At 65.6% G+C, this 23,730-nt stretch carries 19 protein-coding genes; 11 read left to right on the top strand and 8 right to left on the bottom strand.

Going from position 1 to position 23,730, the window contains the following annotated elements:
- The first annotated feature begins 107 nt into the window (after positions 1–107).
- The 3 genes from LVJ94_28160 (at position 108) to LVJ94_28150 (ending at position 3,673) form a co-directional block, all read left to right on the top strand.
- Entirely contained in the window at positions 108–1,313 is a 1,206-nt protein-coding gene (locus tag LVJ94_28160) for an MFS transporter (protein ID WXB00788.1), read from the top strand.
- Positions 1,314–1,420: 107 nt separating this feature from the next.
- Positions 1,421–1,906 carry a hypothetical protein gene (locus LVJ94_28155; GenBank protein WXB00787.1) on the top strand — a complete coding sequence of 162 codons (486 nt, stop codon included), beginning with the start codon at positions 1,421–1,423 and terminating at the stop codon, positions 1,904–1,906.
- 51 nt (positions 1,907–1,957) lie between these two features.
- Positions 1,958–3,673 (top strand): oligopeptide:H+ symporter, encoded by a 1,716-nt coding sequence (locus LVJ94_28150; GenBank protein WXB00786.1) that lies wholly within the window; start codon positions 1,958–1,960, stop codon positions 3,671–3,673.
- A 9-nt stretch (positions 3,674–3,682) separates the two neighbouring features.
- Here LVJ94_28150 and LVJ94_28145 read toward each other — a convergent pair whose 3' ends face one another.
- Entirely contained in the window at positions 3,683–4,834 is a 1,152-nt protein-coding gene (locus tag LVJ94_28145) for an MFS transporter (GenBank protein WXB00785.1), read from the bottom strand.
- Positions 4,816–6,417 carry a DUF3459 domain-containing protein gene (locus tag LVJ94_28140; protein ID WXB00784.1) on the bottom strand — a complete coding sequence of 534 codons (1,602 nt, stop codon included), beginning with the start codon at positions 6,415–6,417 and terminating at the stop codon, positions 4,816–4,818. The genes LVJ94_28145 and LVJ94_28140 overlap by 19 nt, the downstream gene beginning before the upstream one ends.
- A 67-nt stretch (positions 6,418–6,484) precedes the next feature.
- Between LVJ94_28140 and LVJ94_28135 the strand changes: the two genes are divergently transcribed.
- On the top strand, positions 6,485–7,570 hold the full coding sequence (locus LVJ94_28135; protein ID WXB00783.1) for a LacI family DNA-binding transcriptional regulator: 1,086 nt from the start codon (positions 6,485–6,487) through the stop codon (positions 7,568–7,570).
- 6 nt (positions 7,571–7,576) lie between these two features.
- On the opposite strand, the gene LVJ94_28130 is transcribed toward LVJ94_28135, so the two are convergent.
- From LVJ94_28130 to LVJ94_28120, 3 genes are all read right to left on the bottom strand, one after another.
- On the bottom strand, positions 7,577–7,984 hold the full coding sequence (locus tag LVJ94_28130) for an amino acid-binding protein (GenBank protein WXB00782.1): 408 nt from the start codon (positions 7,982–7,984) through the stop codon (positions 7,577–7,579).
- A 58-nt stretch (positions 7,985–8,042) separates the two neighbouring features.
- Positions 8,043–8,723: a hypothetical protein gene (locus tag LVJ94_28125; GenBank protein WXB00781.1), complete on the bottom strand. Its 681-nt coding sequence runs from the start codon at positions 8,721–8,723 to the stop codon at positions 8,043–8,045.
- Between the two features lie 63 nt (positions 8,724–8,786).
- A complete protein-coding gene (locus tag LVJ94_28120) occupies positions 8,787–10,820 on the bottom strand; it encodes a hypothetical protein (GenBank protein ID WXB00780.1) in 2,034 nt (677 codons plus the stop codon).
- A 213-nt stretch (positions 10,821–11,033) separates the two neighbouring features.
- Between LVJ94_28120 and LVJ94_28115 the strand changes: the two genes are divergently transcribed.
- A complete protein-coding gene (locus LVJ94_28115; protein ID WXB00779.1) occupies positions 11,034–11,762 on the top strand; it encodes a septal ring lytic transglycosylase RlpA family protein in 729 nt (242 codons plus the stop codon).
- A 12-nt stretch (positions 11,763–11,774) separates the two neighbouring features.
- Here the strand turns inward: LVJ94_28115 and LVJ94_28110 are convergent, their stop codons facing one another.
- Positions 11,775–12,743, bottom strand: a complete 969-nt coding sequence (locus LVJ94_28110; protein ID WXB00778.1) for a DJ-1/PfpI family protein — start codon at positions 12,741–12,743, stop codon at positions 11,775–11,777.
- A 117-nt stretch (positions 12,744–12,860) separates the two neighbouring features.
- Between LVJ94_28110 and LVJ94_28105 the strand changes: the two genes are divergently transcribed.
- Complete coding sequence (locus tag LVJ94_28105) at positions 12,861–13,502, top strand: HD domain-containing protein (protein ID WXB00777.1); 642 nt, start codon at positions 12,861–12,863, stop codon at positions 13,500–13,502.
- A gap of 1 nt (position 13,503) precedes the next feature.
- Here LVJ94_28105 and LVJ94_28100 read toward each other — a convergent pair whose 3' ends face one another.
- Positions 13,504–15,021 carry a protein kinase gene (locus tag LVJ94_28100; protein WXB00776.1) on the bottom strand — a complete coding sequence of 506 codons (1,518 nt, stop codon included), beginning with the start codon at positions 15,019–15,021 and terminating at the stop codon, positions 13,504–13,506.
- Between the two features lie 224 nt (positions 15,022–15,245).
- Here LVJ94_28100 and LVJ94_28095 point away from each other — a divergent pair, with 224 nt between their 5' ends.
- On the top strand, positions 15,246–16,280 hold the full coding sequence (locus LVJ94_28095) for a hypothetical protein (protein ID WXB00775.1): 1,035 nt from the start codon (positions 15,246–15,248) through the stop codon (positions 16,278–16,280).
- A gap of 75 nt (positions 16,281–16,355) precedes the next feature.
- On the opposite strand, the gene LVJ94_28090 is transcribed toward LVJ94_28095, so the two are convergent.
- Positions 16,356–17,363, bottom strand: a complete 1,008-nt coding sequence (locus LVJ94_28090) for a hypothetical protein (protein WXB00774.1) — start codon at positions 17,361–17,363, stop codon at positions 16,356–16,358.
- A gap of 233 nt (positions 17,364–17,596) precedes the next feature.
- On the opposite strand from LVJ94_28090, the gene fusA reads away from it, so the two are divergent.
- From fusA to LVJ94_28070, 4 genes are all read left to right on the top strand, one after another.
- Positions 17,597–19,726, top strand: coding sequence for an elongation factor G (gene fusA, locus LVJ94_28085; protein ID WXB00773.1), 2,130 nt, complete (start codon positions 17,597–17,599; stop codon positions 19,724–19,726).
- A 104-nt stretch (positions 19,727–19,830) separates the two neighbouring features.
- On the top strand, positions 19,831–21,345 hold the full coding sequence (locus LVJ94_28080; protein ID WXB00772.1) for a hypothetical protein: 1,515 nt from the start codon (positions 19,831–19,833) through the stop codon (positions 21,343–21,345).
- Between the two features lie 78 nt (positions 21,346–21,423).
- Positions 21,424–23,187: a monovalent cation:proton antiporter-2 (CPA2) family protein gene (locus LVJ94_28075; protein WXB00771.1), complete on the top strand. Its 1,764-nt coding sequence runs from the start codon at positions 21,424–21,426 to the stop codon at positions 23,185–23,187.
- Between the two features lie 89 nt (positions 23,188–23,276).
- Positions 23,277–23,696 (top strand): hypothetical protein, encoded by a 420-nt coding sequence (locus tag LVJ94_28070; GenBank protein ID WXB00770.1) that lies wholly within the window; start codon positions 23,277–23,279, stop codon positions 23,694–23,696.
- The last annotated feature ends 34 nt before the right edge of the window (positions 23,697–23,730 follow it).

Here is a 23,730-nt window from a genome sequence, read left to right as displayed (position 1 = left end):
CGGAGCAAGTGCCTTCCGAGCCGGCCGCGAGCAAAACGGTAGCATTGCTCCAATAGATTGGCAGACGATCCATCGAACGAGACAGCTCCGGGCTATGCTGGGCGCACATGATGATTCCTCCGGCGCTGCGAGAGCTGCGGTTTGCGGCATATTGGTGCGGAATCGTCATCTCGCTTTCCGGCCACATGATGGGCATCGTCGTGCGCGGCTGGCTCGTCAACGAATTGACACATTCGTCCGTGTGGCTCGGCGGCGTCTACGCCATGGTCGGCCTTCCGGGGCTGGTCCTCGGGCCATTCGCGGGGGCGCTGGTCGACCGTGTGGATCGCGGCAAGGTGTTGCTCGTCACCCAAGCGCTGCACGGGCTCAACGCGTTGCTCTTGGCGATCACCATTCTCACCGGCAGCATCTCGCCGCCGCTGCTTCTCGTCTTTGCCCTGGCGGCGGGCTCCATCGGGAGCTTCGACTGGACGGTGCGCCTGGCCATCGTCCCCAAGTTGGTCCGTCCGGAATCCCTGGACAGCGCCGTTGCGCTTTCGTCGGGCGCGTGGATCCTCGCCGGCGTGCTCGGGCCGGCGGTTGCGGGCGTGCTCTTACCGCGCATCGGCGCGGCGGGGTGCTTCTTCGTCACGGCGGCGGCCTTTCTTCCCTCGGTGCTCACCGCGTTTCGCCGAACCGCGATTCCTCCCGAGCCATCGAAGCCCGGGGACTCGTGGCTGCAGAGCACCCTCCAGGGATACCGCTACATCCTCGGTCGCCGGCTTCTGCGCACCCTTCTCGTGTTGGAGGGTATTCCCGTCGTGTTCGGGTTGCCGTTCACCACGTTGTTCCCCATCCTTGCCGAACGTGCGGCCGTAGGTTCGAACGAGGAGACCCTCGGTCTTCTGCATAGCGCCGTCGGAGTCGGAGCGATCCTCGGCGCCATCTTCTCGTCCATGAGCCTGCGAACGGCGAGGCGCGGTCGAGCGCTCCTCGTTTCGGCGGGGGCCTTTGGTGCGGGGCTGATGACCTTTGCCGTCTCGAAGCCTTTTCTCGTATTGGTCGCCCTGCTCGTGGCCATTGGCGCTGTTGAATCGATCTTCTCGACGCTCAACGCCACGTTGGTTCAACGCATCACCGACGAGGCGTACCGCGGGCGCGTCATGAGCGTCTACAACTTGCCCTGGGGCATCACCCCGGTGGGCGGCCTCTCCCTCGGGTTGCTCGCCAAGGCCTTCGACCCGGGTGTTGCGATCGCCCTTCATGGGAGCTTCATCGCCCTCCTGGTGGTGGGCATCGCGGCGGCAAACCCCGAGCTGCGCCGCACACCGTAAGGCGGGAAACCCTCGTTCCCGCGATCACGGCGTCACGGTGGTCCGCCGTGAACGGCGCGCGTTTGCCGCGAGAGAATAGCGGTCCAAATCCTGCTGATGCGGCGCGCATGCGAACCTCGTTGGCGGCGTTTGTCTGCGTCATGGCACTCGGGTGTGGGGATTCGAACTCGAACCCTCCGAACGGATCCGATGCCGGCCAAGATCCATGTGTGGCCCACACCAACGATGGCCCCACCATCCAAGAGGTGATCGTCATGGGCGAGACGCCCGCGGCGCGCGGCGGCACGATCCACGAGGGCATTTACCACCTCACGGCGTACACCACGTACATCACGCGGCCGCAAAATGGCTCGCCGGACACGCTCAGCCAGACGCTGGTGATCCAGGCAGGGACGATGCGCGTCGTCGGGCGGCGGGATGGGCGGGACCAATTCTCTTCGTACGCCTACACCCTGCCGAGCGAGACGAAGCTTTCGCGCACCGATCGATGCGGAGATGCCTTCTCGGGCGACATCCGGGCCGAGTTCACCGCGACGGACGGGCAGTTTTTGCTCATCACTGGCGACCACGTCTATACGTACGATCGTCGCTGAGATCTCCTTTTGACATGCTGTCGTGGACGGCTGCCCTTATAACGGCGGAACATGCCTTCCGCATCGGCCGCTCGCCCTCAGGATGAATTTTTAGGCCACCCCAAGGGGCTCTTCGTCTGCTTCTTCACCGAGATGTGGGAGCGCTTTTCGTTCTACGGAATGAAGGCGCTGTTGCTGCTGTACCTCCTCAAGTTCCACCTTTTCGGGGACGACGCGGGGTACGACGTCCTCGGGGCTTACGGCGGCTTGGTCTACGCGGTGCCGGTGTTGGGCGGCCTCCTCGCCGACCGCTACCTGGGAATGCGCAAGGCGGTGGTCTTCGGCGGCGTCCTCCTGGTGCTCGGCCATCTGGGGATGGCCTACGAAGGTGAGCCAGCGCGCCTGGTGAACGGCGTCGTCCACCGCGATGATACGGCGCTGCAGGTGTTTTACCTGTCGCTGGCGCTCATCATCATGGGCGTCGGGTTTCTCAAACCGAACATCTCCACCATCGTTGGAAAGCTCTATTCCGACGGCGATCCGCGGCGCGATTCCGGGTTTACCGTCTTTTATGCGGGCATCAACGTCGGGGCCATGCTCTCGGCGCTCATTTGTGCCTTTCTCGGCGAGACCTACGGCTGGAAATACGGCTTTGGCGCCGCCGGCGTCGGCATGCTCGCGGGTCTATGCATGTTCCTCTGGGGGCAGAAATACCTCGAAGGCCACGCCGAACCGCGGGATCCTGCAAAGCTTCGCGAGCGCGTCGGACCGGTGAGCCGCGAATGGGCCATTTACCTTGGCGCCGGCCTGGGCGTGCTCCTCGTCTGGCAATTGATCCAGCGCACGTGGACCGTGCACGGCACGATGCACATCATCGGGGCTTTTCTCGTCGTTTGGTTCGTATGGTTCATCGCCACGAAGTGCACCAAGGTCGAACGCGAGCAAATGCTTGCACTCGCCGCGCTGCTCGTCGGCGTGTTGATCTTCTTCGTCCTGTACGAGCAGACCTACAGCTCGTGGCTCACGTTCTCCGATCGGCTCATGACGAAGGACTTCTTCACGGTGACGCGGGGCACGCCGTCCTTGCCGTGGGCCATCTTTTCGTTGGGCGCGAGCCCGCCCTTGATGGTGGCGGCCCTCGTGGCGAGCGATCGCGGTCGGCGGGGCGTGGCGAAGGGGTTGGGCGCGTTGATGGCCGTGGGCCTGGTCGTGGCGACCATGCATGACATCGTTCTCGTGGCGCAGACGGCGGGATCGCTCACCTTTTTGGGCGCGTTTTGGCTCGTGTTCTTCTCGCCGATCTTCTCCTGGCTGTGGCCGTGGCTGGAGCGTCGCGGCCTCAATCCGAGCAAGCCGGCCAAGATGGCCATCGGACTCGCGCTCGCGGGGGCCTCGTTCGTCCCGATGATGGCCGCCGTCCGCGCGGCGCAGCCCGGCCAGCCGGCCAGCGTGTGGTGGCTCGCGCTTGCGTACGCAGTGCTCGAAGTGGGCGAGCTGGCGGTCATGCCCATTGGCCTCTCCGCCGTGACGCAATTGTCCGTCGGCCGGGTGGTGGGCCTCATGATGGGGGCGTTCTGGCTCGCCACCGCGTACTCGGAGGTGCTGGCGGCACAGTTCGCGAGGCTCGCCTCCATCGAGGTACCGGCGGGCGAGGCGATGGATTGGGCGGCCGCGGCCGCGAAATACGGCGATCTGTTTCGGCTCATGGCTTGCGCGGGGGTGGCGGCCGGCGTGTTCTACCTCGTACTGACACCTTGGATTCGACGGGCCATGCACGGCGTGAAATAGGAATACCGCCTACGGAGTCTTTGCGACGAGGAGCCACGCGGCGACGACGAGCGGAACGACGAGCCAGTAGGCGGTGGCGATTCCGAGGGCATCGGCGGCGGCACCGAGGGCCAGGGGGGCGCTGAAGGCACCGACGCCCGCGGCGAGCGATGCACGCGAGGCGGCGGCATCGCTCGCACCGCGCGCGGCACCCAATGCGAGCGACAGGGCGAGCGGCCATAGGTTGGCGACGCCCACGCCGGTGAGCAGCAGCCCCGCGAGCGTGAGCGATGGGGTGGGGCCCAAGCGAAACAGGAGAAAGGCGGCGATGGTGGTGAGGAGCGCGAGCTTCTGGAGTGCGCGCGGCTTGGCGCCCACGAGCAGCAGGCGGGTGCCTGCGGCGCGCCCGACGAGCATCCCGATGAGAAAGAGGCTGGCGGCGGTCGCGGCGGAGGCTGCGGAAAAGCCGCCGGCATCGCGAAGGTAGCTCGACGCCCACGCGGCCATCGAAAATTCGATGCAGTCGACGAGGACGAGGACGGACCAGAACGTCCAGTAGGCGAGCCCGAGTGCACGCGCGTGCGGTGCACGCTCGGCATCGTTCGGCCGCGGTTCGGGAAGCTGCATGCGGCGAAGTGCGACGAACGCGACGGGGGCGATCGCGCCCACCGCCGCGGGGAGAACGAACGCGGCGCGCCAGCTCGTTGCGGTGGCGAGCCACCCCACGAGCAACGGTGCGAACGCACCCGCGGCGCTGGCCACGACGTTGGCTTCGGCGAGTGCCGCGGCTTGGTGCGCGCCGTGAACTTCGCTGAGGACCGTCGAGGTCATCGAGAGCGTGGTGCCGCCGAAGATGCCCATGGCCAGCCCACCGCCGATGGTGACGGCGGCGTGCGTGCCCGATGCAATGATCAGACCTGCGCCCGCCAGCCCGGCGATGCCCAGCCAAAATGTGACCCGGCGCCCGAGCTTCCCCATGGCGCGATCGGCCAGGCTGCCCGAGAGGATGAGACCCACCGCGAGCGCCGTGAAGTGAAGGCTGCTGACGGTGTACGAAATGGCCAGCTCGCCGCGGAGCAACGGTAGGGCAGGGCCCATCGCGCACGTCAGGTAATTGAAATAGCCGAGGCCTGCGTACATCAGCCACGTGACGGGGCCGCGTGTCACGAGCGGGGGATCCATTCGAGGACGCACGCTTCGTGGGCGCGGAGCGGCAACGTCGTGCAGGTGCCCGTGCGATCCATCGCGCTGGAGATCCGCACGATGCCAGAGGTGCCGGCTGGCAACGGCACCTCGACGGGGGCCGCCGTGGTGTTGATCGCGACCAGAAAGCGCTCGTCGTCGTGAACGCGCGAGAAGACGACGGCGCCCGGCGGGCCTTGGAGGCAGCGCAGGTTTCCGCCGCGCAGGGCAGGGCACGCACGACGAAGTGCGAGCAGGGCCTTCGTGAGGGCGAGCATCGAGCCGGGATCGTGCCGCTGGTCTTCCACGTTGATGGCCTCGAGCTCGTCTCCAACGGGAAGCCACGGCATGGCGTGCTCCGGGCAGAAGCCTGCGTTGGGGCCGCGCGTCCACCGCATCGGTGTCCGCGCCGGATCGCGACCGCCGCCCGGCAGCGCGGCCGACCATGGATCCTGGATCCGCTCGGGCGGGATGGGCACGTTGGGCATGCCGAGTTCGTCGCCGTAGTAGACGACGGGCGCGCCGCGCAACGTGAGCAGGAGCACCATGGCGGCCCGTGCTTGCGCGGCACCGAGCCGGGTGGCCGGCCTCGGCACATCGTGGTTACCGAGGACCCAATTGGGCGCGGCGCCTTCGGGGACGGCGCCGTCGTAGTCGGTGATGAAGCGCTCGAGCGCCGCCGACTGCCACGGCAGGAAGAGGAGCCAAAAGTTGAACGGCAGGTGCAGCACGTCGAGCTGCCCCGCGGTGCCGTAATATCGAACCAGCACGTCGATGGGCAAACGCGACTCCACCTCGCCGAGCAGGATGCGGGCCCCGGCGTAGCCGTCGACCACGCGGCGCAGACTGCGCATGATGTCGACCACGCCCCGCTGATTGAGTTGGTATTTGGCCAGGGGCTGGTCGTACCAGCCATTTTCGTCGAGCGGCTCGTCGCGGAGGGCTTCGTCTTTGAGCAGGTAATCGATCATGTCCACGCGGAACCCGTCGATGCCGCGGTCCAACCAAAAGCGCATGACGCCGGCCATGGCCTCGCGCACGTTGGGATTGCGCCAGTTCAGATCGGGCTGGGCCGCAAAAAAGGAGTGCAGATAGTACTGCCCGGTGCTCGCATCGAAGGTCCACGCCGAGCCACCGGTGACCGCGCGCCAGTTGTTCGGTGGGCCGCCGTCCTTGGCGGGATCGGCCCAAATGTACCAATTCCGCCTCGCCGCGCTGCGGGATGCGCGCGACGCGACGAACCACGGATGGTGCCGTGACGTGTGGTTGGGGACCAGGTCGAGGAGGACGCGCAAACCGATCTTTTTTGCGGCCGCGATGAGCGCGTCGACGTCGGCCAGGCTGCCGAAGATCGGGTCGACGCCGGTGAAGTCGGTGATGTCGTAGCCGCCGTCCTCGTGCGCGGAGGGGTAGAAGGGGGAAATCCATATGGCGTCCACGCCGAGGTCGGCCAAGTAGGGCAGGCGTGAGGTGATGCCCGGCAGGTCGCCGACGCCGTCGCCGTTCGCGTCGGCAAAGGAGCGCGGGTATACTTGGTAAATGACGGCCGAGCGCCACCAGTCATGTCCGGCGTCGAGGGGCATGGGATCTCCTTCTTGAACGTTTAAGACTTGAACGTTTAAGAGCTAGTGGGTAGTTTCGAGATCGTCAATGGACAAGAAACGCATTTCCGACAAGCGCCCCACCCTGAGGGACGTGGCCGCGGCACTGGGGGTGACCACCACCACGGTGTCCAACGCCTACAACCGGCCCGACCAGCTCTCGGCCTCGTTGCGGGAAAGCGTTCTCGCCGCCGCGGCGAAACTGGGCTACGCCGGGCCCGATCCCGCCGCCCGCAGTTTGCGGCGCGGGCGGAGTGTGGCCGTCGGCGTGGTGTACGCCGATCCCTTGTCGTACGCCTTCGCCGATCCGGCGTTCGTGCTGTTCTTGGAGGGGCTCGCCAGCGCGGTGGAGGAACTGGGCGTGAGCCTCACGTTGATGCCCGGCACCCCGCGCGACGATCCGACCACGTCGCCGGTGATGACCGCCATCGTCGATGCCTTCGTGGTCTACTCGATGGCCGACGACGATCCGCTCTTCGGCGCCGCGAAGGACCGACGTTTGCCCATGATTCGCGTGGACGCGCCCGTGCTGGACGGCCGCTTGCTCGTGTCCATCGACGATCGCGGGGGCGCCGAGGCAGCGGCCGCGCACGTGCTCGGCCTCGGGCACGAGTCCATCGGTGTGATCAGCTGCGAGTTGACCTCCCAGGTTCGTCCAGGCCCGGTCTCGGCCGCCGTGCAAGCGGAGGCCACGCACCATATTTCACGCGCGCGCCTCGCGGGCTACGCGGCCGCGTGCGGTGCACGCTGGTCCGAAGTGCCGGTGTTCGAGACCGCCCGCAACTCGGAGGCCGGCGGTGCCGAGGCCGCGCGATGGCTGCTCGATCGAAAGCCGCGCCCCACGGCCATTCTCGCCATGAGTGACCGCCTCGCCGCGGGCGCCATGGAGGTCGCCCGCGAGCGCGGCCTTCGCATTCCCGGGGATCTATCCATCGCGGGCTTCGACGACGTGCCGCTCGCATCGGCGTCCAATCCGGGGCTGACGAGCGTGCGCCAGCCTCACGCGGAGAAGGGGCGCTCGGCGGGGCAGCTCGTGATGGCGGTGCTGGCGGGGCGGCGTATCAAGCAGCCCGCGCCGCTGCCGACAGAGCTCGTGGTCCGCGGCAGCACGGCGCGGCCCCGCAAGGCGCGGTAGCGCGATTCATCGGGATGCGGCAGGTGCGCGCTCGCGCATCCACGCCTCCGACACCTGGCGTCCGCGTTCCATGTCGTCGACCACGAGGATCAGTTGATTCGCGTGATCGCTGTAGAGGATCTCGATGGTCACACCGGCGTCGGCCATACGGCGGGTGATGGCACCGAGTTGGCCGGGGACGTCTTGGGCGAGGCGTTGGACGAGGACCTCGCGATCCCACGTCACCTCGATCCCCGCCGCTTCCAACGCCGCCCGCGCTGCCGTTCCGTCCTCGACGAGGAAGTGGGCGATTCGCTGTCCATCCACGGTGAACATGCCACCGCCCTCGACGCTCACCCCGGCGCGACCAAGGGTCTCTCCGAAGAGGGCCAGGGCATCGATGCGGTTCGGAAGGCGAATGGCGAGGTCTCTCATGACTCCCAACGTAGCGTTTTTCGAGCGCGGACGCTTCGATGGCCATCGAAGCGAAACCTCACGGCGGGCACGCAGGAATACGAAATACGAACGTGTAGTTCACCGACACTGGTTTTTCCTGCAAGAAGACGGGCGTGTACCTGCGAGCCGTCAGATTCGACAGAATGCGATCCTTGAGTTCCGGCTCCCCCCGGACGAAGCGGCAATTCGACACGTGTCCGTTTTCGCCGATGGTGCATTTGGCGATCGCCAGTTGACGCTCGTCCGGCGCAGAAATGCAGATCTCGGGAGACAGATTGGCTTCCCCTTTGATCAGCTGCGGGCGAACCATGCCGAATCCCGACCATCTGCCCGGCCGACACCGTGTGCAGCCGCACGGCGATCGCGATTCGCGGATGCACGGGCTCTCCTGCGGCTCGAACACCATGGGCGTCCAGCCGTCGTGAGGGAGGCAATCGCGCCAATGGAAGTCGGCATGTTGCCCCTCGAGGCACTTCCACGTTCGGACGTCCGGCTCCTCGCCCACCGGAGCGACCGATGATGAGGACTCCTCGTCTGCGACAGAGGCGCTGACCGCGGCCTCTGGTTGGCTCGGCCTGGGGATCGACACGCGGATGCACGTGCCCCCGAGAGCGACGCCCGCAAGCAAGACGAAGAGCGCCGTCCCCGGAAGGAGCGAGCCTTTCGGCGGAGGCGCGTTCTCCTCCGGTCTCCACGGCGTGCGGTACGCGTCGCGCATGTCCGATGGACGCTCGGGGGGCCAGGCCCATTCACGGACCGCATCCGTTCGTGCCGGTGCCTCTCAGTACGGTCCCCCGCAGGGCAACCCGCCGCCCCAATCTCCAAACCCGGCCCACGCGCTCCACGTGCCGCCGGCGCGCAGCTCGTGGCGGTTGAACACGCCGCGTCCCTCGGGGCCGAGCGCGATCACTTCGAGCCGCCCGTCGGCATTTTGCCCAATGGCGGGAACGCATCCCGCCGCCGTCGGCCCGAATGCCGTATCCCAATCGCTCCAGGTGCCATTGGCGCGCTGGTAGCGTCGCGCGATATTTCCGCCGCCGGCGCCCAATACGAACACCTCGAGGCCGCCATTGGCGTTTCGGCCGGCGGCGGGGAGGCTCCCTGCGACGCCGCCGAAGTCGTGCCAATCGCTCCACGCACCGTTTGGCGCGACCTGCCACCGATGCTCCAGGTGACTCCCTCCCGGACCCAGAATGAAAAGCTCCAATCGTCCGTCGGCATTCTGCGCGACCGTTGGCGACGCGGCGGCCGGTCCCCCGAATGCCGGGTCCCATTCGCCCCATGCGCCGTTTGGAGTGACCTGCTGCCGATGCGCGATGTTCGTCCCATCGGGGCCCAAGGCGAACACGTCGAGCCGTCCGTCGGCGCTGCGGCCCACGGTGGGGGGCGCGCCTGCGGCGCCGCCGAAGATCGCCCAATCGCTCCATCCGCCGTTGGGCGCCACTTGCCATTTGTGCGCGATGGTCGATCCGCTTGGACCCAAGGCGAACACCTCGAGCCGCCCGTCGGCATTCCGTCCGATCACGGGTGCTGCGCCGGCGGGGCCGCCGAACGTCTCCCAGTCGCTCCAGCCTCCGCTCGGTTGGAGCTGCCATCGGTGCGCGATGTACGCGCCGTTGGGTCCCAGGGCGAACACTTCGAGCCGGCCGTCGGCACTTTGGCCCACGGTGGGAACCGCGCCCGCGCCGGTGCCAAAGGATTCCCAATTGCTCCAACCGCCGTTGGGCGATGTCTGCCATCGGTGGAAGATGGCATTGCCCGCCGGCTCCAGCGCGAACATCTCTTGCCGCCCATCGGCATTGCGCGCCATCGCCGGATTCTGCGCCGATTGCCAGAGATGCGGGGTCGAAGACCAATTCAGCGGGGCGAGGTAAACACCGCGCCCGTACCAGCCCGCGCCGCTGACCCAGGTCTGATCGCCATCTTGGACGATCTCGGCCGCGTGCGAGACGATGTGTCCTGCGTAATCGTCAATTTTGAAATGAAATGGATCGCGGCTTCGATAGATGTCCGTCCCTTCGTACTGGGCGCGCGGACCGATGAGCAGATACCACCAACCGTCTTTCTGAAAGACGAATGGCGACTCCGTATTCTCGAACACCGTTCCCGTCATCGGATCGCTGTAGGCAATCTGTCGATCGCTCCAATGCACGAGATCCGTGCTGGTGCGGTAGGCGACGGCGTAGTTGCCAAAGCCGCCCGTCGAGGTGGACGTGTAATAGAGCACCCAGCGATCGCCGATGCGCGCCACGAAGGGATCGCGTGACTCGGCGCCGTCGATGAAGGCGGTGCCCCGGCGCTGCCAATTGTAAAGATCCGTCGATGTTGCGTAATTGATGGCCGCCCGATCGCCGGAGCCGGCCGCGTAGAACATGTAATACGTTCCACCCGATTCGATGACGTGGGGCGCCCATACATGGGATTCGCCGTACGCGTGCGGATTCGTCAACACGTCGGCGCGTTTGGTCCAAGGCCCCGTCGGACTTGGTGCGGTGGCGTGCGCGAGCTGGTCCTCGTCGTCGGAATTGGGCCAGGGGAGCTGCTCCACACCCGTGATGCCGAAGAGGTGCCACGTGCCGTCGGGGCCGCGCACGAAGGTGTGGTCGTTGAGGTAAAGAGGGCCGGTCAACGGCCCGTAGGTCCCCACGCCCGGGTCGTACACCTTCTGGAGCGGTGGCGCGCTGGCCCAGAGAAGGTCGGGCTCCTCCTCCGGGAACGCCGCCACCGCAGGGTGCGCGGGAACGAGAACGGCAGCGAGGGGCGCCAGCATGCCCCCGAGAACCCAGGTCCATCGCGTGAGGTGGTGTTGGTTCATGGTATCGATACCATGGCCGATGGTATCGAGACCATTTGGGGAGTCAAGGCTCTTCGGTCCGCTTCGGCCGCCAAAGGTGGTGCATCGAAACCCCAGGTACGTTGCAACCGTAGGTTGACAGCATCGCCACCCGCGATGCGCGGCAACGCACGCATCTTTCCACATGGCGCGTGGGTTGCTCTTCTGGCGATGAGCAAATGGGAGGCAACCATCATGATGAATTTTCGTCATCGGCTCGCATGGCTCGTCGCATCCTCGATCTGCATCGCCGCGTGCTCCAGCGAGGCGCCGGATGCAGTCGACGAAGGTGACAGCAGCGCGACCGAGCAGGAAATCGAATCTGCGGCGGCGGCGTTCAGTTGCAGTGGTTCGGTGGGAACCAAAGTTCCCAAAGATGGCAATTACTACATTACCGCGTTCGGCTGCTGGGTCGACGCCAACGGAAAGGCGCACGGCGATTCGGGCGACAATTGCATTCCGGCGTGCCTATCCCAACTGCGAAGCAAAGGAATCTGTTCCAAAAATTGGAGCGGAAAGACCTGCGAGCAAAAGCTCACGTGGTTTACCGCCGATGCCGCCCGATACGGGTGCGGCGCCCGGGTCAAGATCACCAACAAGAAGAACGGCAAGGCGGCCGTCGCCGTGGTCATCGACCAGGGCCCCGCGTGCTGGGTCGAGCGGGGCGTCAAAAAGGCGGTTCTGGACGCCAGCGGCCGCGTGAATCGACATCTCTTCGGCGAGGACAAGGGTGCGGTGGACCGCGCGTTGGTGCACGTGGAGGTGGTGAGCAGCAAGGCCAAGCTCGGCCCCGTGAAGAAGTCGGGCCTCGTCGAAATGGAAGACGGCACCGAGGACAATCTGCGCGCCGACGAATCCGAAATGGACGCCGAGCAGGACGAAGCCATCGGGCAGCCGGTTCCGGCCGAGGCCTCTGCCCAATAGTCGTCACAGAGGTTATGAAAAATCGCTTTTCGAAATGTCGTTGGCGTAACGTTTGCGGTATTCCGCGGGGGTTACCCCGACACATCGTAAGAAGGCACGCCGCAGTCCGTTCACGTTGGTGAATCCGCACCGGTCGGCGACCTGCTTCGGGGCGCCGCTGCCGTCTTCGAGGAGGCGGCGTGCGGCGTCGACCCGCACCGAATCGACGTAGTCGGCGGGGGTGACGCCAAGCTCGGTGCGGAACATGCGCGCGAAGTGGCGAGGGCTCACCCCGGCGCGGCCGGCCAGCGAGGCCACGGAGAGATCGGCGCGGAGGTGGGAGGCGATCCATCGTTGTGACTCCTGCAATGCAGAGCGGCCGGACACTTCCGCCTGGCCGCGGCGGCTAAATGGCATTTGTCCGCCGGGGCGCTTGAAGAACATGACCAGTTCGCGGGCCACGTTCATGGCCACTTCGCGACCTACGTCCTCTTCCACGAGGGCGAGCGCGAGGTCCATTCCCGCGGTGACGCCGGCGGCCGTGCACACGCGCCCGTCGCGCACGTAGATGGCGTCGGGCTCGACCCGCAGCTTGGGAAAGGCCTCCTGCAGTGCGCTGGCCACGCTCCAATGCGTCGTTACTCGCCGCCCGTCGAGCCCCCCGGTCTGCGCCAGGAGGAATGCGCCGCTGCAGACGGAGCCATAACGGCGCGCCGTGCGAGCGCTCGCCGTGAGCCATGCCACGGTGGCCGCATCGAGAACGGTGTCCACGGCATGCGGACTGCCCGCGACGAGGAGCGTATCCACCTTCTCGCGGCGATCGTCGATGGTCGCGTCGGGCAGCAAGCGGGTGCCGGACGAGCACGTCAGGGGTCCCGCGACGTTGGCCACGATGCGAAATCGATACACCGGTTTGCGGCCCGCGCATTGCCGGTTGGCCTCGGCGAACACGTCGAGCGGCCCCGCGACGTCGAGCAACTGCACACCGGGTACGGTGAACATCGACACCAACCGTGTCTGCTTCTGGATCGATGTGTCCGTTTTTGACATAAAATATCAATAGCGGACATATGCCTCGGGGGCTAGCTTCCCCTTCGAGAGAAAAGGAGACCGAGTCCCATGAGCTCGTCGATAGCCGGTATTTCCATTCCCGATAGCAAAATTGCGCGCGCGGCGACCGAGTTGGTTCGCGATTGCGCGACCCAGCTATTGTTTCATCATTCGTCGCGTGTGTATTACTTCGGTGCGCTGACCGGGGTGAGCCAGCGACGAGCCTTCGATACGGAGTTGCTCTACGTCGGGGCGATGTTTCACGATCTGGGGCTCACCAAAACGTACTCCAGCGCGCACGATCGGTTCGAGGTCGACGGTGCCAATGCCGCGGCGAGTTTTCTGCGCGCCCACGGCATCGGGCAAGACGCCATCGACGTCGTTTGGGATGCCATTGCACTGCACACGACGCCGGGGATCCCCGAGCACAAAAAGTCCGAGGTGGCCCTGGTCTTGGCGGGCGTCGAGATGGATGTCGTGGGGCTGGGGTTCGCCAACGTGTCCGAGGATGCCCGCGCGCGGGTCGTTCAGGCCCACCCTCGTGGCCCATCCTTCAAAAAGGACATCATCGGCGCATTCTTCGAAGGCATTCGGCACAAGCCGGATACGACGTTTGGCAACATCAAGGCCGATGTTCTCGCGCGCATGGATCCCAATTACGTGCGCCGCGACTTTTGCAATGTCATCCTGGAATCGGCCTGGCCATCGTAGTTCAGTAACGGGAATCCTTCGTCGGATCGAACGTCGACTCCCGCTTCGTGTTGCGCGGTGTTCCTCCGCGGTAGGGACGCTCGACGGGCGCCGCGGCCGACGCCGATGCCGCGGGGACCGGCGCCGAGACGGCGGCCGGGGCCGGCGCGGGGGATGATGCCGCGGCGTCCGCAGCTTCGGCGCGAGGCAGCTCCGCACTCGGCGTGGGCGGTGGCGACGCGGCAGGTTCGGGCGGCGGTGAGTTTGCCGACAACGCCGAGGTGACCGCCTCCGTTTTCGTCTGCACCACGCGCGCGGCCACGATGATGGCGCCGGCGGCGAGGATGCCGACGAGGGGGACGGCTATCGCATAGGGCAGCAAAGAACGACTCGACGTGCGCGGTCGCGTGACCGCGGCCGCGTATTGCCCGGCCCAGGGCGAATCCATTTGAACCGGCGAGGGCGTGATGTTCGCCTGATTGGTATGCGCCCAAACGTGCTCGGGCGGCGGCATCGGTGCCGGAACGGCGAGCCTTTGTTCATTCGTCGCCGTCATGGTCCGTACGCCGCCGGGCCCCGAAACGAGTTGCGGTGCGGACGGCATGGCCAGTGGGGCGGCCGCCACGGTCGTCGGTTCCTCGTCGAAGGGGACTCGCCCGAATGGCGCGCGCGCACCCGAGCCAAACGGCGCGAGCAAGCGGGCCAGTTCGGCGGCATCTCCAATGCGCCGCTGCGGATCCCGCGTCATGCATCGATCGATGGCCATCTGCAGTCCGGCCGGCACGTCCCCCCGCAAGTGGGGAAGGGGGGCGGTCTGTTGATGCAGAATCGCCGAGAAGAGCTCGCGCAGGGTGGGGCCGCCGAAGGGCACGGTCCCGGCCAGCATTTCGTACAGAATGACCCCCAGCGACCAAATGTCCGTGCGATGATCCACGGACTTCGAATCCAGCAATTGCTCCGGGGACATGTAATTCGGTGTGCCGAGCAATGCTTGGGTCGCCGTCAGCCCTTGATCGCTCGTGGTCGACATGGGCTGGGTCAATTTCGAAATCCCGAAATCGAGAACTTTGACGACCTGCGATCCATTGCCCCGGCGATGAAGGAACAGATTCGACGGTTTGAGATCGCGGTGCACGATGCCGAGTCGGTGCGCCTCGGCGACGGCCTGGAGCGCGTCGATCATGATGTCGACGGCTTCCGCCACCCCGAGCCGCTTGTGCTTTTCGAGGAGGTCGGCGACGTCCGTCCCTTCGAGCAATTCCAAAATCATGAAGGGCAGGCCCTGTGGCGTGCGCCCCGCCGAATACACTCGCGCGACGTGTTCGCTCTCGATCCGCGCGGCCGCGCGACCCTCGTTGACGAATCGGGTGGCCGCCGTGCGCGAGCTCGCGATATGGGGAAGGAGAATTTTGATGGCCACCTTTCGCGCAAGGTCGCTATCGACGGCCGCATACACGGCGCCCATTCCTCCTTTGCCGACCAGCTTTTCGATTCGGTACTTGCCGAGGAAAAGCTGCCCTACCTTCAGAATGTCCTCCACGGTGTCAACCTACGTCCACTGGCGATGGACTCAAGAGCAGCAAGGTTCGAGAAGGGGTCGATTTCGATACGCCCATGTTTTGGTTCTCTCGCGCCAAAGAGATGAGGTGTGAAGCCTACATCCATCGGAAGCCATCCCTCTCCCTGCATACGGGAGGCCATCGCACATGGCTTGCCGTCCGTTGGCTCGGAGCTTGCGAAGCGCTGCGGAAAAAGGGCGAGGGAATGAGGGCGAGAAAGCATATCGGTGCGGCCGTGGTGTTGATGGGGGTGTTCTCGGCGGGCCCTGCGGGCGCGCAGCAGAGTTCAGCGTCGGCTGAAACGCTCTATCGGGAGGGACAGCGGCTTTTGGAGGCCGGCCAGACCCGCGAGGCGTGCATCAAGCTGGCGGAGAGTCAGCGCCTCGAGCCGGCGACGGGGACGTTGATCAACCTCGCGACGTGCCACGAGAAAGAGGGCAAAACGGCTTCGGCGTGGATGGAGTTCAACCAGGTCATCCAGGAGTCGGAGCGCACCAATCGAAAGGATCGGCTCAAGTTTGCGCGCGAGCATGCCTCCGCGCTCGAGCCGAGGCTTCGCCATGCGGTGATCACGCTTCGGGGGACGCAGCCCGGCCGGGTCATTTCGTTCGGGGGCAAGGAGTTTCAGCCTTCCCCAGGAACGCCGATCCCGGTGGACCCGGGCGAACATGAAATCGTGGTTTCTGCCCCAGGAAAGAAGACGTGGACGCGGAAGGTCACCTTGGCCGATGGCCCTGGCACGTCGGTCTTCGACGTCCCTCCCCTGGAGGACGCACGGGAGCAGCCGCTTGCCCCGTCGCCGATCGCGGTGGCGGTGGAAAGCCCCGCGTCGAGTCGCCAACCCGAGGCGGACCACGTCGCGGATTCGGGCGGCAATACGAAGCGAACCATCGGGTTCGTGGTGGCCGGTGCCGGAGTTCTCGCGCTGGGCGCAGGCGGCTTTTTCGGGCTGCGCGCGCTGAGCCAAAACGATGACTCGAACAAGGCGGCCGACGCCGCGCGTTCGGCATTTGCCGGCGGCGATAGGTCGGAGGCCAACCGGCAGGCCGACCAGAGCAAGAGCGATCACGATAGCGCCGCCTCGAGCCAAACCGTGGGGATCATTGCCGGTGCCACCGGCGCCGTCGCGCTCGGTGTTGGCATTTATCTCATTGTCACCGCGAAGAAGACGCCGACCACCGCCATCGTGCCAATGATTGGGCCGAACGTGGCTGGCGCCAGCGCTTCGCTTGCGTTCTAAACATGTACCGGTGCGCCGGTACGATGTACCGGTGCGCCCCCTGATTTCGGTACACTTGCCGGTACAGACGACGAGCTATTTCGCGCGCTCTGCCAGGTAGAGATCGTAGCTACCGGCTCCGCCTGCGCGGCCCGAGAAGTAATACATTCGGCAGCCATCCGGCGAGATCCAATTGGGGCCATCGTCGCCAACGTCATCGCTGAGCGCGGCGACGCGGGTGGGGGTTTGGAACTTCACCTTCACGTCCTGTCGTGTGGCCACGTAGATATCGGCGTTCGACAGGTGATCGCGCCCGGAGGCAAAGTAGACCTGAAGCCCGTCGGGGGTCAGCACGGGGAAGCTGTCGCCGGCGTCCGGAGCGTTGAGATCGTCCCTTGGGATGGCCGCCCCGAAGCCTCCACCGCCGTCCGTCGAGACGAGCTGGTAGATCTCGTCGCCGTCGCGAGAACCCATGGCCGCGGTGATGGAGCTCCAGAGTTCGATGCGGCCCTGGCTCTCGTACACGCGGGGAAACCATTTGAACTTGTCCTCTTGATGGAAGATGACCTCCGCCACGTTGCCGAAGGCTGCGCCCTTGTCGTTGCGCACCATCGAGCGGATCTGGGCTGTCGCCTCGCCGTCGTTGCTGCACTGGAAGAAGACTCGCTTTTCATCGCGGGTGACGGCCGGGAGGCCCAACGCCGCGCAGCCCGCGTCCCCCTCGATGGGCAGTGGGTGAGCGTTCTCGAAGGCCTTCGTGATCTCCGTTCGCGTCGCCGTGAAGAGCGTTCGGTTGTCGTCGTAGTAGACGGTGAGTTCGTCCGGCGAGAGGCTCGCCCCGACCTGAGCATTCGCGGTGTTCACTTTCTGAAACGGCTGGTTCGGGCTTCGTTGAAACGGCGCCTTCGGATTGCACGGAGGCGGCCCGGCGTCTGTGATCGGGGCATCCGTCCCCGTTTCGGAGCCCGCCTCGGTGGGGCCCGCCTCGTTGCCGGGTTGGCCGGGCCCGCCATCGCCAAAGTCGAAGGTCGGGGCGCTCGACACACATGCCGCCGTTCCTGTGAAAAGCACGAAGTAGAGGAACCTTCTCTTGCGCGCGGTCATCGTGGGAGGCGACCATGAGCAAGTCTCACGCCTGTGGCGGGCCGGAGTGTGCAGGAGCCGGGCGGCCGCGGGTCTGTCCCGCATTTGTGACGTTCCGCTCACACGGGACGGCTACAGGTTGGCCTCGCCTGGTTTTTTCCGACGAATGAGGTTTGCAGTGCTCGCCAGAACACGGCTGACGTGATAACAGCGCGTACCCGTTGGCGTTCCCCTAGCGAAGAGAGAGTGATTCCGTGGCTGCTCGCATCCCCCTGAACCGTATCCGTAACATTGGTATTTCGGCGCACATCGACTCCGGTAAGACGACGCTGACCGAACGCGTCCTCTTCTACACGGGTCGGATCCACAAAATCCACGAGGTGCGTGGAAAAGACGGCGTCGGCGCCAAGATGGACTCGATGGATCTCGAGCGCGAGAAGGGCATCACCATCCAGTCCGCGGCGACCTACTGTGTGTGGCCCGGATCGCAGCAGCAGCTGCAGCCGCACAACGTCAACATCATCGACACCCCCGGCCACGTCGACTTCACCATCGAGGTGGAGCGCGCGCTGCGTGTTCTCGACGGCGCCATCCTCGTGCTCGACTCGGGCAAGGGCGTCCAGAGCCAGTCGATCACCGTCGACAAGCAGATGAAGCGCTACCGCGTTCCGCGCATCGCCTTCGTCAACAAGATGGACAACCCGGGCGCCAACTACGAGCGCGTGGCCGACATGCTCAAGGAGAAGCTCGGACACCACCCGGTCAAGCTCCAGGTGCCGATCGGCGCCGAGTCGGACTTCCGCGGCATCATCGACCCGATCATCGGGAAGGCCGTCTTCTTCGACGGCCAAGACGGCGAAGTCATCCGCGAAGAAGAGATCCCGGCGGAGTTCAAGGAAGCCGCCGCGGCCGCCCGCGAGAAGATCATCCACGACGTCGCCGACGTCGACGACGAGTTGGCCGAGAAGTTCCTCTCCGAGGAGCCCATCTCGGTGGACGAGCTCCGCGCCGCCATCCGCCGCGCGACCTTGGCCCTCAAGATGACCCCGGTCATGTGCGGCTCGGCGATCAAGAACAAGGGCGTTCAGCTCCTGCTCGATGCCGTCGTGTACTACCTGCCCAACCCGACCGAGGTCCTCAACGAGGCGCACGACCAGGAAAAGGGCGAGGAGAAGGTCGTCGTGGAATCCGATTCCACGAAGCCGTTCGTCGGCCTGGCGTTCAAGCTCCAGCAGGACAAGTACGGACAGCTCACGTACTTCCGCGTCTACCAAGGCTCGGTCACGTCCGGCGACACCATCTTCAACGTGAGCAACGAGATGCGCAAGGTGCGCGTCCCCCGTATGTTCCGCATGCACTCCGACGACCGCGAGGAGATCACGACCGCCGAGGCGGGTGACATCGTCGCGTTCTACGGCGTCGAGGCCAGCTCCGGCGAGACGTTCACCGACGGCAAGGTCAATTGGACCCTCACGTCGATGCACGTGCCCGCGGCGGTCATCTCGCTGGCGGTCGCCCCGAAGGATCGCTCGTCCGAGGCGAACTTCTCCAAGGCGCTCAACCGGTTCACCAAGGAAGACCCGACCTTCCGCGTGCACCAGGACGAGGAGTCGCAGCAGACCATCATCAGCGGCATGGGCGAGCTCCACCTCGACATCTACATGGAGCGCATGAAGCGCGAGTACAACTGCGAGGTCGTTGCTGGCAAGCCGCAGGTTGCGTACCGCGAGGCGATCACCAAGCGCGCCGAGATCAACTACACCCACAAGAAGCAGACGGGTGGTTCGGGTCAGTACGCGAAGGTCATGGGCTACCTCGAGCCGCTCCCGGCGGACGCGATGGAGTCCTACGAGTTCGTCGATGACATCACCGGCGGTGCGATTCCGCGTGAGTTCATCGGCTCCTGCGACAAGGGTTTCCGCGAGGGCGTGAAGAAGGGCACCCTCATCGGCTTCCCCGTTGTCGGCGTCCGTGCGGTCATCAACGACGGTGCATCGCACGCGGTCGACTCGTCCGAAATGGCGTTCAAGACGGCCGCGCTCATGGGCTTCCGCGAGGCTTACGCGAAGTCCGGCCCGACCATCCTCGAGCCGATCATGAAGGTCGAAATCGACGCGCCCACGGAGTTCCAGGGCTCGGTCGTCGGCCAAGTCAACCAGCGCCGCGGCGTCATCCTGGAGACCGTCTCCGGCGACAGCGTCAGCGTCACCGCCGAGGTGCCGCTGAACGCGATGTTCGGTTACTCGACCGACCTTCGCTCCGCCACGCAGGGCAAGGGCACCTTCACCATGGAGTTCGCCAAGTACGCGGTCGTGCCGCGTCAGGAGCAGGACGAAATGGTCAAGAAGTACAAGGAGAAGCTCGCCGCGGAAGCGAAGAAGTAGTCGCCTCTTCTCCGTAGCGAACAAAGCACGAAACCTCGGAAGGGTTCCTCCCTTCCGGGGTTTTGTCATTCATGCTGTACGCTAAAATTCCGCTACAAGGAGATGTGGCCGCGGGCCATAAGGCGGACATGATGCGCGACGGGACCAATGCGGCGCCGTGGACGGCCCTCGAGGAGTTCACCGAGGAGCGTGTCTCGTTGTCCGTCCACGATGCCTCGCGGCTCGCGTGGAACGTCACCGTGCCCGTGCCGAAGAGCGGGCGGCTCGAGTACGAGCTCAACGTCGAGCTCGAGGTGCCCACGAACCTGGTGGGCTCGTTCGAGCCATGGGGCGCGCTGCAATCGTATGCTCGGTTGGATGGCGCGGACGAGCGCGGCACGCAGCAGCACGGAGGTCCGCTTGCGGCCGACTTTCAACGCAGCTCGCCCGAGGCTTTTCGCCGCGAAATCATGGGCGTCTCGTTCAAGCTTGCGCGGGCACGGAACGGCTTCGTTCGTCATTGCACCCTGGTTCGTTCCCGCGCGGAGGATGCCGACCATGTGCAGTCGCTCATTCTCTGGATCTCGGCCGCGTGCGGCGCCCTCGCGCAGGCGCGGGCGGGCATGCTCGCGTGCGGCTGCAAACGCGAGGAGCGCGACAACGAGCACGCCCTCGCCGACGAGTTTCTCAGCGTGCAACTCTGGAGCGTGCTGACGGACTGCGCGCGTGCGCTTTTCGACACGCAGCGCGCGCTCGTCGCCCGGTCCGAGGCGAGCGCTGCCGAACTCGACGCCGTCGAGGAGCGCCTTTCGGGGGCCCTGCAGGAGGAGATCGCGTACCGCAAGGAGGCGAAGTTCCCCCACGCGGAGCCGGCGGATGCTCTCGAGCTGGAGCGCCTCGTCTCGCGCTTGCGATGGTTGAAGAAGCACTTCGAGCGCGTGCTGTTCCTCGAGGTGGAGAGCTACCGCGTGGCCAATCGCCTGGGCAGCTGGTTCTCGGCGGCCGCGGCGATGCTCGCGTACCTCTGGTTCTTCTTTTGGCAGCTCGCGTTGGAGCGGCACCCGTTCCCGGGAGCCATTGGCTCCGGTGTGCTCGTGTTCGCGCTGCTCACGGCGGTCGTGTACGCCTCGCGCGAACGGCTCAAAGAAGCGGGCCGCAACTGGCTCGAAGGCCGCGCGCAGAGCATGTTTGCCCAGAGGGTCACCCGTTACCGCCTTCCGCCGCCGGCGGCCCGTCCGCGCGGCCCCATCGTGGGCGCGGCGCGCGAGTCGTTTTCCCAGAGCGCCGCGCGGCGCCCGGATCCGGTGAGCCCCGAGTCGGAGGCGGGGCTCGATGTCACCGTTCTGCGATTCTCGCACCGCGGCTTCGTTACGCGCCTCGAGGCGGCCGAGGGAGCCGCACAGGTGCGCCTCGTCTTTCGGCTGGATCTATCGCCGCTGTTGCCGCGGTTGCACGACGCCGTCCGCGGCTTCGCGTCCCCGAACGGCGGAACGGGGCGCATCGTCATCTTGGACGTGCCGCGCAACTACGAGCTTCCCGTGCGCGCGGACCTGCGCTTCGAGGATACCCACGAAGACATCGCGCGCTCCTTGGTGCTCAACAAGAATGGTCTCTGCCGAATCGAAGAAGCCGCTGCGTAGCGACTGATCGGTCCGTAAGGTGGAATGCGTCGAATTTGGGCCGCGAAGCTGTGCCGGTGAGGCATTCTCGCGGGATCCATGCTGGTCGACGTAGCTATTTTTCTCGCGGCTGCCGTGCTGGTGGTCCCCATTTCCAAACGGCTTGGTCTGGGCACCGTGCTCGGGTACCTGATCGCGGGCGTTCTGATCGGGCCATGCGGTCTGCGGCTGATCGCGAAGGTCGAAGCGACGCTGCATTTCGCGGAGTTCGGGGTGGTGCTGCTCCTCTTCCTCATTGGGTTGGAGCTGCAGCCGGCCCGGCTTTGGAAGATGCGCGGTACCGTGTTCGGGATCGGCGGCGCGCAGGTGTTCGCGACCGCGGCCGCCCTTGGTGCTGCGGGGCTGCTCTTTGGTCTGGGGTGGCGCACCTCACTGGTGGCGGCGCTGGCTTTGTCCATGTCCTCCACGGCCTTTGCGCTGCAGGTTCTCGGCGAGAAGAACGAGCTGGCGCGGCCCCATGGGCGGGTGGCGTTCGGCATTCTGCTCTTTCAAGACGTCGCGGCCATTCCCACGCTGGCCCTCGTTCCGATGCTCGCCGGTGGCGGGAACTCGCACAGCGCGAGCCCGGGCCTGCGCGCCCTGATGGTGGTCGGCGTGATGCTGGGCCTCGCCCTGGCCGGGCGCTACTTGCTCCGGCCGATGCTGCGCTTCATCGCTTCGGCGAAGAACCACGATCTCTCGGCGGCGGCCACGTTGCTGGTGGTCGTCGGCACCTCGTTGTTGATGCACGCCATCGATCTCTCGGAGGCGCTGGGGGCCTTCGTGGCCGGTGTGCTGTTGGCCGATTCGGAATACCGGCACGAATTGGAAGCGAACATCGAACCCTACAAAGGCCTCTTGTTGGGGTTGTTCTTCATGGCCGTGGGTATGTCGGCCGACATGAGGATTCTCCTCGGGCGCCCCATCACGGTGGCGGGGCTGGTCCTGGGCCTCACCGCGATCAAGTTCGGGGTTCTCTGGGGCGTGGGGCGGCTGGCGAAGCTGCCCCGGCGCGGGGCGACCAGTCTGGCGGTGGCCATTTCGCAGGGCGGTGAGTTCGCATTCGTCATTTTCGGAGTCGCCCAGGATGGGGCGGTGTTGGACAAGGCGATTGCCGATTTGCTGGTGGTGGTCGTCACGTTGTCGATGGCGGTGACACCGCTGTTGTTCATCGTGCGGGATCGGGTGCTCGCGCGAAAGGATGCCGGCGCGGCGCGCGATTTCGACGAGCCCGCGAACGATGGCAATCCGGTGATCATCGCCGGGTTCGGGCGGGTCGGGCAGATCATTGGCCGCGTTCTGCGTGCCAAAGGAGTTGCGTATACCGCGCTCGATGCGAGCGCGCAGCATACGGACTTCGTGAAGCGATTCGGCAACAAGATTTATTACGGCGACGCCTCGCGGCCGGATTTGCTTCGCGCGGCCGGGGCCGAGCAAGCGTCGCTGTTCGTCCTCGCGGTGGACGATATGGAGAGGTCACTGGCGGTGGCCAAGTCGGTGCTGCACCATTTCCCGCATTTGAAGATCATCGCGCGCGCCCGCAATCGCCAACACGCGTATGCGCTGCTCGGTCTGGGCATCGAGATCCTTTCCCGCGAGACGTTCGCCTCCAGCTTGGAGATGGCGTCATGGGCGCTCGAGTCGGTGGGCCTCACCACGAGCGAGGCTCGCAGCGCCGTGAAGCGATTTGCCGAATACGACGAAGCTCGAATGCGGGCGCTGTATCATCTTCGTGACGACGAGAAGGCGCTCATTGCGTCGTCGAAGGAGTATGCGGCCGAGCTGCAGCGCATTCTGGACGAAGATGCCAGCGCGGTGACGTAGGGCGGCGTTACCCTTTTTTTCGCAACCATTGCGTTCCCGTTGACGAAAGAAGAACGGTATTTCGTCGTTCGAAGGGAAAGGGAACGTACATGATCGGTTTGGGAAAAGTTTCGCTGATTGGTCTTGGTGTCGTGGCGGGCACCGTTTCGGTCATGGGGGGGCAACTCGCATCGGCGCAGTCTCGGTCGAATGCGGCCGCAGCGGCCACGCCCGTGCTAACGGCCGATACGGACATCGCGCAGCTCCAGAGCGGCTACGTCGCAGCCGGAGTATTTCAACCCATCGCCCACGGACCGTTCGTCATGACGGCCGTGGTCACGAAGCCGACGTATCGGGCTTCGGTTAGCATCGTGGTCGGGACCACGTGTCCTTCGTCCCCCGCGACGGGGAAGGTCTTGGAGGCGGAGCCCCAGGTTACGGGAATACGAATCCCCGTTCCCGCCGGTTCCGTCGCCTGCTTGTACGCGTACAACTACCCCGCCACGTGGGCCGGCTACGTTCCGTATTGAGCTCGGACAATCCCGCCGTCACGTGACGCATTCG

Source organism: Sorangiineae bacterium MSr11367, assembly GCA_037157805.1.
In the GTDB taxonomy this organism is placed as follows: domain Bacteria; phylum Myxococcota_A; class Polyangia; order Polyangiales; family Polyangiaceae; genus Pendulispora; species Pendulispora rubella.
The sequence above is the reverse complement of the archived record's forward strand: the minus strand, read 5'-3'. Positions and strand labels throughout refer to the sequence as shown.

Excerpts from the sequence above, each read along its gene's own strand:
- LVJ94_28160 (WXB00788.1), top strand. The coding sequence starts at position 108 with ATGATGATTCCTCCGGCGCTGCGAGAGCTGCGGTTTGCGGCATATTGG.
- LVJ94_28155 (WXB00787.1), top strand. The coding sequence starts at position 1,421 with ATGCGAACCTCGTTGGCGGCGTTTGTCTGCGTCATGGCACTCGGGTGT.
- LVJ94_28150 (WXB00786.1), top strand. The coding sequence starts at position 1,958 with ATGCCTTCCGCATCGGCCGCTCGCCCTCAGGATGAATTTTTAGGCCAC.
- LVJ94_28145 (WXB00785.1), bottom strand. The coding sequence starts at position 4,834 with ATGGATCCCCCGCTCGTGACACGCGGCCCCGTCACGTGGCTGATGTAC.
- LVJ94_28140 (WXB00784.1), bottom strand. The coding sequence starts at position 6,417 with ATGCCCCTCGACGCCGGACATGACTGGTGGCGCTCGGCCGTCATTTAC.
- LVJ94_28135 (WXB00783.1), top strand. The coding sequence starts at position 6,485 with ATGGACAAGAAACGCATTTCCGACAAGCGCCCCACCCTGAGGGACGTG.
- LVJ94_28130 (WXB00782.1), bottom strand. The coding sequence starts at position 7,984 with ATGAGAGACCTCGCCATTCGCCTTCCGAACCGCATCGATGCCCTGGCC.
- LVJ94_28125 (WXB00781.1), bottom strand. The coding sequence starts at position 8,723 with ATGCGCGACGCGTACCGCACGCCGTGGAGACCGGAGGAGAACGCGCCT.
- LVJ94_28120 (WXB00780.1), bottom strand. The coding sequence starts at position 10,820 with ATGAACCAACACCACCTCACGCGATGGACCTGGGTTCTCGGGGGCATG.
- LVJ94_28115 (WXB00779.1), top strand. The coding sequence starts at position 11,034 with ATGATGAATTTTCGTCATCGGCTCGCATGGCTCGTCGCATCCTCGATC.
- LVJ94_28110 (WXB00778.1), bottom strand. The coding sequence starts at position 12,743 with ATGTTCACCGTACCCGGTGTGCAGTTGCTCGACGTCGCGGGGCCGCTC.
- LVJ94_28105 (WXB00777.1), top strand. The coding sequence starts at position 12,861 with ATGAGCTCGTCGATAGCCGGTATTTCCATTCCCGATAGCAAAATTGCG.
- LVJ94_28095 (WXB00775.1), top strand. The coding sequence starts at position 15,246 with ATGAGGGCGAGAAAGCATATCGGTGCGGCCGTGGTGTTGATGGGGGTG.
- LVJ94_28090 (WXB00774.1), bottom strand. The coding sequence starts at position 17,363 with ATGACCGCGCGCAAGAGAAGGTTCCTCTACTTCGTGCTTTTCACAGGA.
- LVJ94_28075 (WXB00771.1), top strand. The coding sequence starts at position 21,424 with ATGCTGGTCGACGTAGCTATTTTTCTCGCGGCTGCCGTGCTGGTGGTC.
- LVJ94_28070 (WXB00770.1), top strand. The coding sequence starts at position 23,277 with ATGATCGGTTTGGGAAAAGTTTCGCTGATTGGTCTTGGTGTCGTGGCG.